This is a genomic window from Bacillus sp. RO1 (assembly GCF_012524115.1).
GTDB lineage: Bacteria > Bacillota > Bacilli > Bacillales > Bacillaceae_I > Sutcliffiella_A.
This window is the reverse complement of sequence record NZ_JAAZWB010000030.1, coordinates 1-7,686: the sequence shown is the minus strand read 5'-3', so window position 1 is coordinate 7,686 and position 7,686 is coordinate 1. Positions and strand designations below refer to the sequence as shown.

Here is a 7,686-nt window from a genome sequence, read left to right as displayed (position 1 = left end):
CTCAAGCACCGCCCCTAGGAAAGCGAAGCCATTTGTGGAAATCAACAGCGTTATTTAGAGTCGATACCTATGATAACTATATTGTTCGTCTTTTATTAAGGTTTTTTAGTTTTGTCCCAGCCTCTTTTTTACTATGAGTTTTTGAATAATTGAAGTGTTTCCACTCATACTACTAAATACTACCATCGATTGAAAGTGAGGAAACAACATGACTTTTTCCCGTCTACAACTATCATTTGTCATCATTCTGTTTATCGGGATTTCTAATCATGTTCTTATGTTGCCTCATCTATTATTTGTAGCAAAGCGAGATGCTTGGGTTTGTGTGTTGGCAGGGTATGGTATCCTGCTGATTTGGGGGATGGTTCTATATTTCATCATGTCTCGAAATAAACAAAATATGAAGCTCTCTACCTGGATTGCTAAACGCGCGGGAAGAGTTGTTTCCGCCAGTATCATGTTCATCTATTTCTTCCATATTTCCATCATTGCTTTTATATCATTTTATGATTTTATTACATCCATTAAGATATACTTTCTTCCTCTCACACCACAATGGATTGTCGTCCTTCCTTTCCTCCTATTATGTGTTTGGGGGGCTAGTTCAAATTTAAAGACTATTGTGTACAGCGCTACATTTTTATTGCCAATTGTATGGGTTCTTGGCTATTTTGTAGCATTTTCTACCATGTCTAATAAGGATTACTCCTATATGTTTCCAATCCTTGTGAATGGTAGTTCTCCAATCATTAGCGGTATTACGGTCGTTCTTGGAGGCAGTGTGGATATTCTGCTGATACTGCTTTTGCAACACTATTTGAAGAAGCCTTTTGTGCTTTGGCAGCTTTTGCTATTGGTTACAATATTAATTGGACTTATTTTAGGGCCTTTACTTGGGGCTATTGCTTCGTTTGGACCTAATATTGCAGCGGTTTTGCGCTTTCCGGCATTAGAACAGTGGCGATTAGTAGAGCTTGGGGAACATGTTTCCCATTTAGATTTTTTTGCAGTTTTTCAATTAATATCAGGTTCGGTGATCAGGGTTGCTTTATGTTTGTATTTCCTTAAGGATATCGCGTTTACATCAAATAAGTTGAAGTCTGTCATATTCTGGACATCTTCCTCGTGTTTACTCTTTGTAGGCATTTTGCCAATTAGCGATCTTTGGATGCAAAATGCCATTGGTAATTATTTTTATCCTGGGTTACTGCTGATTGGAATGATTCTTACCATAGGCTTGCTTGTAATAAGCTTTATTCCGCAAAAGGTGAAGGGAACGGGTACTATATGAGGAATTCATCATCACCATGTCTAAGACTGGAAACATTAGATGCTCTTTTGAAAGAACACAACCTTCTTAATGGTGAATTGGAAGCTTACTTTGAAAATTATGCAGATATCCATTTTATTCCAATAGAAGAGAAAAATAGGGAACTTTCCGCTTTTTATTGCGTGGGAATGGTAGATATCAGCCAAGTAAATAAGTATTTTCACGCTATAGTAGAGTATGTTCAAATTCAAAAGGAAGCTATTGTTGAAAGCGAATTACCTCCAATGGAAAAAGTGAGTTCCATGAGTGGGTTAGTCGATAAAGTTTTCTCAGGGTATTTTATCGTATTTCAACCACACAAGAATTACTTTCTGGCTTTTGAACTTACCGATGTGCCAAAAAGGGGGCCCTCCGAATCCAATACAGAGGTTTCCATCAAAGGACCGAAAGACGGATTTACTGAAGAGCTTAAGATCAACACAGCCCTTATCCGTAAAAGGTTGAAATCTCCTTATTTGTTTAATGAAAATTTTGAAATTGGAACGATAAGTAAAACAGCAGTTTCTCTAATGTATCTGGATGATAGGGTAAATAAGGAGATGCTGAGTGAGGTAAGAAGTAGGCTTGAGCAAATGGAAACAGAAAGCTTGGTAAGTAGTGGACAATTGGAGCAATGGTTGTCAAACCGCACCTTTTCATTATTTCCATTATTTGATTATATCGGGCGCCCTGACTTTGCGGTGGAGTGTATTTTGCGGGGAAGGTTCATAGTCATTGTTGATGGGTCCCCGATGATATTGATTGGGCCTAATAATGTTTTTGTTTTGTTAAAATCACCCGAAGATATTCATTATCCGTATCATACTGTGGCCTTTCAAAGGATATTTCGAATTATTGGTTTTCTTATAGCGGTTATGCTGCCGGGTTTTTGGATTGCCATATCTTCTGTAAATGTGGATCAGCTTCCTTTTCAACTCTTAAATACCGTTTCCCTATCGAGAGAAGGGCTGCCGATACCGTTAGGATTGGAAGCGTTCTTTATACTGGGGTTGTTCGAGCTGCTAAGAGAGGCCGGAATCAGGATGCCAAAAGCAGTGGGACAGACAGTTGCAATAGTAGGGGGATTGATTATTGGGGACGCTGCAATAAGAGCTGGTTTGGCCTCTGCCACCATGATTGTAGTGGTTGCTTTGACAGCGGTAGCAACCTTCACTCTGGTGAACCAATCACTGACAGGGACCGTAAGTGTATTACGAATTTATATAATGTTGTTAGGTGTGTTTTTGGGTATCTATGGAGTGTTTTTAGGTTTATTTAGCATCTTATTTTACTTGGCTCGATTGGAGTCATTTAAGGTGGGGTATCTAGAACCGGTTTCCACGTTAAATTTAAAGGATATTTTATCAGCTTTGCTTGTTAACCCTTTTAAAAACCGTCAGTTTAAAGCACAAATGGCACAACGGAAAGGGGGACAGGAAGAATGAGAGCGAACCTTCAAATGATGATGAAGGGAATACTGGTAATCCTTCTTTTGTTTCTAACAAGCTGCACAGATATCAAAGAGGTTCAAAACTTGAACTATGTTACCGCAATCGGAGTGGATTTCAGGGATGGTGAATATATAGGATATATTCAGTTAATCAGTTTCAATTCTCAAGGAGCTAACGGCAGCAGCGGGAAACCTTCTGTATGGGTCTCAGAAACTAAAGGGAAAACATTCGATGAAGCACTCTCCCTAGCATATAATACTTCACAAGAACGGCTCCTTTGGGCACACGTAAATACGATTCTAGTCAGTGAAACCGCATTGGAAGAAGGGTTCCATCATATTTTTGATGTGCTGACAAGATATTACGAGCTCCGTTTAACAACGTGGATCTTTGGAACAACCGCCCCCATCAAGGAGGTTTTTTCTACCACAAGCTTCTTCAATCAATCAGCATTAGCAACCATTATGCACCGTCCTTTGGGTACTTATGAACAAAGTTCTACTATCCGTCCAATAAAGCTTCAAGAGTTTGTAAGAGAATTATATGAACCAGCCCTAACCACCTATCTTCCATCTATCCATATTAATGAGAACCATTGGGTTCATAATATGGAACCTGATCCGAAACTGGAAATAGATGGGGCTTTTTTTCTTAAAAATAAAGAATTCAAAGGCTTCTATACGCTTGAGGTACTGAAAGGACTTCGCTGGGTTACCCCTGAGATGGAAAGAGCTGCAATACAAGTGATGGACAATAGGGGAGAGCCAGACTTTAATATTGTTTTTGAGAAAAATAAGGTGGATATAAAACCGATTGAAGGTGTGGGCTCGCCCCGCTTCGATGTGCAGGTTTCTCTTGAGGGAATCATATCAAATAGAGATGCAAATAAAATTGTAAGTTTGAAAGAAATGGAAGCGGGTTTAAAGGAAGAAATACATAAGGAAATTAAGGATTTATTCAATCTAGGTGTACAGAATGATACGGATTTTTTTCGATTGGAGCATATCCTATTCAGAAATAAGAATGAGATGTGGAATTCAATTTTAGATGAGGGAGAATTTATATTATCAGATAATTTGTTGGAGGAAATCGATTTAAATGTAAAGGTCATTCATTCTGGAGCGCTCAAAAACCGTACGATAAATATGGAAGATATAGATTGATTTCAGAAAAGCGCAGCTTAGTTAACCATGTAAACTGCGCTTTTCCTTATCATGAAAACCACTCCTATTAAATAAGTTGTATAAAGAGGAGGGGACAAAATGAGCTATGAACCAATTACTCCCTGGGAAGAGCATGAATTTTGGCTTGGCATCTTAAAGGATCATGCCTATTTTATAAGAGACTATCTATCTCCGGAAGAAAAGAAATGGGTCAAGCAGGCGGAAACATTTATTGAGACTTTTGGAAAAGTGGAGCGGGAGCTGAAGAAGGTTCCGAAAGACGCCCCTGTGGATTCGAGACCTATGATCAGGCTTTCAGAAATGGCAAATGAGGTGGCTTACAAGTATTACTTGTTTGAAGGAAACCTATTAAACCTAAGACTTTTCAACAAGGTCAACTTGAATTTGACTCCAACTTATTTGAACGGGACGCTTTTGGAAAATAGGGAGTATTTGAGGATCTTAGAAAGCTACGTTCAGGGGGAAGACTATCGTGCGTTAACACTTGTTGAATTGTTAAGCATGTGGCTAGATGATCAATTGGGGCACGCCGCCTTATTATTGAGAATGCTAGATGGAGTGGAATTTGCACTGGTTGAAAGGGCCAATCAAGTGAGAGGAAGGTTCTCGCAGTTTATTGTGAAAAACGACATGATGGAAGGCTATCTCCATTTTGCAGAACCTGGCTTCCCTGCCCAGATGCGATTCGCGAAGGAAGTGTCGGTGGAGGTAGTGAAGTTTAATAATTTGGTATCTGAAGTACTGGAACTTTATCTGAACGACGAACTCATTAACCAAAGCACCCTACGATTCCTCGAACATCATTTTCCCGAATCATGCTATTTTATGAGAAAGCTATCTTATTACGCACCGTCTATTAGCTATCCGGCATGTAAGCTGACGAAGCCTACGGTGAGAGGTTGAGGATAAATACTAACAAACACACCTACCAACTCTCGAAGGTGTGTTTGTTTTTTTATTAAGAACATTTTTAGCATATAAAGCTGTTTACATTTTCCTACAGGGGGAAATTTAAAAAGAGACAACGATTAAAGGAAGTGTTAAATATTGCACTCAACTATCACAACATTCGTGTTTGATGTGTACGGAACCCTGTTCGATGTTCATTCTGTAAAAGAAAAAGCGGATGAATTATTTGATGGGAGAGGAGTGGAGATTAGTGAAATATGGAGGAGAAAACAATTGGAGTACTCATTCCTTCGTCAACTGATGGGGAATTATGAAAAGTTCTCCGACGTAACAGAGGATTCTCTGAAGTATGCTTTAAATCAACTGTCCATTTCTTATTCTCACAAAGAAGTGGATTCTCTCTTAGAACAATATATTCCTCTGCGTGCCTATGAGGAAGTGCAGAATGTATTAAGCACCCTTAAAGAGAAAGGGAAGGTTCTGGCGGTATTCTCCAACGGGTCACGTGACATGCTGGAGCCTTTGTTGGAACAAGCAGGATTGAACAACTATTTCGATCACGTCATCAGTGTCGATGACATCAAGCAGTATAAACCTACACCAGCTTCCTATACAAGTGTGCTGAAAGTGTTGGATGTAAAAAGAGAAGAGGTACTTTTCATGTCTTCAAATGGTTGGGATATTAGCGGTGCCAAAAACTTTGGTTTTCAAACTGCTTGGATTAACCGAAACCATTTGCCGCAAGAAGAATTGGGATTAGTCCCAGATCACACATTTGATTCACTAGATGGCATTTTGAATTTGAAATAAAAGGAGGAAACGAATATGGGATATCTTAAATTAAAAGACAAAGCACCTGAATTTAAACTCACTCAAACAACAGGGGAGACTTTCTCGTTTGAATCTCACCAAAAGGAGCATGAGGCATGGCATTTGATTGTATTTTTCCGCGGATCATGGTGTCCTGTATGTCAAAATGAATTGAAGGAATTAGAGGAAAGCAAAGGATATTTTGAGGATAAAAAGGTTCATGTCTTGGCCATTTCTACAGAAGAGGTGGAAAAACTAAAGGACATGGTGTCGGAATACGACCTGACTATGCCGGTACTATCAGATCCAAATCTTGAAGCGTTAGAGGCGTATGGTGTTTACTATCATGGAGAAGATGCCCCTTATGAAGATCACGGTATTCATGGAGAACCAGCCTACTTCCTTGTAGATGAAAAGGGAAAGCTACTCTATCAACAAAAGCAGACAAGTCCATTTGGCAGGCCATCTGTATCTGAATTGCGTAAGATTGTGAAATATATTGGAAAGAATCTTAAATAGACATGTTGCTAATAGAAAAACCGACTCCAGCATAACATTTGCAGGAGTCGTTTTTTATGTCAGTGTGGCATTTGCCCTTGATTAGGGACTGTCACATAGCTTTGTAGCATCGTATTCATATCCTGCATAGCTAGCTGTGGCACTTGGTAGTATTGATGTTTATTTTGGTACAAGAATATCTCATAGCTCATTTCAATGAAGTTTGGCACGCTGTCTGCAACAACACGACGCAACACCGGATTGGTCATTTCAAGTGCCGTCATGGCAAGAAGAGTTGCAAGTCCTTTTGTGTGACCAAGCATATAAGCGGAAAGGCCGTTGTCAGCAAGGTCACTCACTGACTGATTCGGTTTTTTCGGCTGTGTCGGTTGAATTCCATACACTACATCATGTGTTTGGGTCATTTTATAGACTTGAGTGGAAACGGATGGCTTTTGACCGGTACGGAAGCTTTCCACAATCGTATTGTACATCTGGGTTACAAATGCTGTTTGTCGTGTCAGGATATCTTTTAACACTGGATCCTGGATATGCTGCTCATACATTTGGTATTGATCCAACATATTGATAATCGTAGCAATCACTTCATGAGCATCATATAGCTCGTGTCCACCATGGTTTGTGCTTGCCGTTTGTGAACCTGGCATATTCATATTCATATTTGGCGGCATTTGATTTTGATTCATATTTTGTCCTTGCTGGTTAGGTTGGTTTTGCATCGTTTTCATCTCTCCTTAAAGTGGCATTCATCTTTATGATGAGCAAAGTTGGCCTAATCATGTATGAAAAGGATTGGGAGAAAATATACTTTCCATAGTGGACAGGAGTTTCATCTTGGATGGTGAATAGTTATTGGTGGAGGGAAAAAGATGATTGAAACTGTGAAGAAGGTGCTATTACTTGTATCAATATTGGGACAAGTGGTCGGTTTGGCACTGCTTGTCGTTAATATTTGGTTAGGGGTTTTGTTTTACATATTCTACGTGCTTGCAATCATCGCACTCTTCATTGTGCTGATTGTGGAGCGGGCCAAGGAAAAAGAGGAGGATGACAAAAATGATTATAGTGACTACTGAGTCTGTACCTGGGAAAAAGATTGTGGATCTAAAGGGATTTGTCAAAGGAAGCACGGTGCAGTCCAAGCATATTGGGAAGGATCTTTTGGCTGGATTAAAAACCATTGTCGGTGGGGAGATTAAGGAATACTCAGAAATGATGCAGGAGGCTCGTCAAAAAGCAATCGGCCGGATGGTGGAAGATGCGAAAAGCAAAGGAGCGAACGCGGTTATTTGTGTGCGATTGGAGACTTCAAGTGTGATGGCAAATGCCTCTGAGATCATTGCGTACGGGACGGCTGTAACGGTGGAGTAGAAAAAAGAAAGAGGCTGGGACAAAACTAAAAAAGCCTAATAAAAGACGAACAATTTAGGTGTCATAGGTATTGGCTCTAAATACCGCTGTTGATCTCCACAAATGGCTTCGCTTTCCTAGGGGCGGTGCTTGA

The 7,686-nt window shown here is 39.8% G+C and carries 9 protein-coding genes; 8 read left to right on the top strand and 1 reads right to left on the bottom strand.

The features are described 5' to 3' along the window. Positions 1 to 208 precede the first annotated feature (208 nt). The 6 genes from HC179_RS02180 (at position 209) to HC179_RS02155 (ending at position 6,182) form a co-directional block, all read left to right on the top strand. Complete coding sequence (locus HC179_RS02180; RefSeq protein WP_168862840.1) at positions 209 to 1,291, top strand: endospore germination permease; 1,083 nt, start codon at positions 209 to 211, stop codon at positions 1,289 to 1,291. Further along, positions 1,288 to 2,754, top strand: a complete 1,467-nt coding sequence (locus HC179_RS02175; protein WP_168862839.1) for a spore germination protein — start codon at positions 1,288 to 1,290, stop codon at positions 2,752 to 2,754. The genes HC179_RS02180 and HC179_RS02175 overlap by 4 nt, the downstream gene beginning before the upstream one ends. Beyond that, positions 2,751 to 3,923 (top strand): Ger(x)C family spore germination protein, encoded by a 1,173-nt coding sequence (locus tag HC179_RS02170; RefSeq protein WP_168862838.1) that lies wholly within the window; start codon positions 2,751 to 2,753, stop codon positions 3,921 to 3,923. Before HC179_RS02175 ends, HC179_RS02170 begins: the two co-directional genes overlap by 4 nt. Before the next feature lie 99 nt (positions 3,924 to 4,022). Next, positions 4,023 to 4,847 (top strand): DUF2935 domain-containing protein, encoded by an 825-nt coding sequence (locus HC179_RS02165; protein ID WP_168862837.1) that lies wholly within the window; start codon positions 4,023 to 4,025, stop codon positions 4,845 to 4,847. Positions 4,848 to 4,991: 144 nt separating this feature from the next. Next, complete coding sequence (locus HC179_RS02160) at positions 4,992 to 5,663, top strand: haloacid dehalogenase type II (RefSeq protein WP_168862836.1); 672 nt, start codon at positions 4,992 to 4,994, stop codon at positions 5,661 to 5,663. A gap of 15 nt (positions 5,664 to 5,678) precedes the next feature. Beyond that, positions 5,679 to 6,182, top strand: coding sequence for a peroxiredoxin family protein (locus HC179_RS02155; RefSeq protein ID WP_168862835.1), 504 nt, complete (start codon positions 5,679 to 5,681; stop codon positions 6,180 to 6,182). Between the two features lie 59 nt (positions 6,183 to 6,241). Here HC179_RS02155 and HC179_RS02150 read toward each other — a convergent pair whose 3' ends face one another. Then, on the bottom strand, positions 6,242 to 6,901 hold the full coding sequence (locus HC179_RS02150; RefSeq protein WP_481747949.1) for a spore coat protein: 660 nt from the start codon (positions 6,899 to 6,901) through the stop codon (positions 6,242 to 6,244). A 150-nt stretch (positions 6,902 to 7,051) separates the two neighbouring features. Between HC179_RS02150 and HC179_RS02145 the strand changes: the two genes are divergently transcribed. Together HC179_RS02145 and HC179_RS02140 are read left to right on the top strand one after the other, a co-directional pair. Further along, a complete protein-coding gene (locus tag HC179_RS02145; RefSeq protein ID WP_168862834.1) occupies positions 7,052 to 7,258 on the top strand; it encodes a hypothetical protein in 207 nt (68 codons plus the stop codon). Next, positions 7,239 to 7,553 carry a YbjQ family protein gene (locus HC179_RS02140; RefSeq protein ID WP_168862833.1) on the top strand — a complete coding sequence of 105 codons (315 nt, stop codon included), beginning with the start codon at positions 7,239 to 7,241 and terminating at the stop codon, positions 7,551 to 7,553. Before HC179_RS02145 ends, HC179_RS02140 begins: the two co-directional genes overlap by 20 nt. The last annotated feature ends 133 nt before the right edge of the window (positions 7,554 to 7,686 follow it).

Coding starts and splice junctions, on each gene's coding strand:
- HC179_RS02180 (WP_168862840.1), top strand. CDS start 209: ATGACTTTTTCCCGTCTACAACTATCATTTGTCATCATTCTGTTTATC.
- HC179_RS02175 (WP_168862839.1), top strand. CDS start 1,288: ATGAGGAATTCATCATCACCATGTCTAAGACTGGAAACATTAGATGCT.
- HC179_RS02170 (WP_168862838.1), top strand. CDS start 2,751: ATGAGAGCGAACCTTCAAATGATGATGAAGGGAATACTGGTAATCCTT.
- HC179_RS02165 (WP_168862837.1), top strand. CDS start 4,023: ATGAGCTATGAACCAATTACTCCCTGGGAAGAGCATGAATTTTGGCTT.
- HC179_RS02155 (WP_168862835.1), top strand. CDS start 5,679: ATGGGATATCTTAAATTAAAAGACAAAGCACCTGAATTTAAACTCACT.
- HC179_RS02150 (WP_481747949.1), bottom strand. CDS start 6,901: ATGCAAAACCAACCTAACCAGCAAGGACAAAATATGAATCAAAATCAA.
- HC179_RS02145 (WP_168862834.1), top strand. CDS start 7,052: ATGATTGAAACTGTGAAGAAGGTGCTATTACTTGTATCAATATTGGGA.
- HC179_RS02140 (WP_168862833.1), top strand. CDS start 7,239: ATGATTATAGTGACTACTGAGTCTGTACCTGGGAAAAAGATTGTGGAT.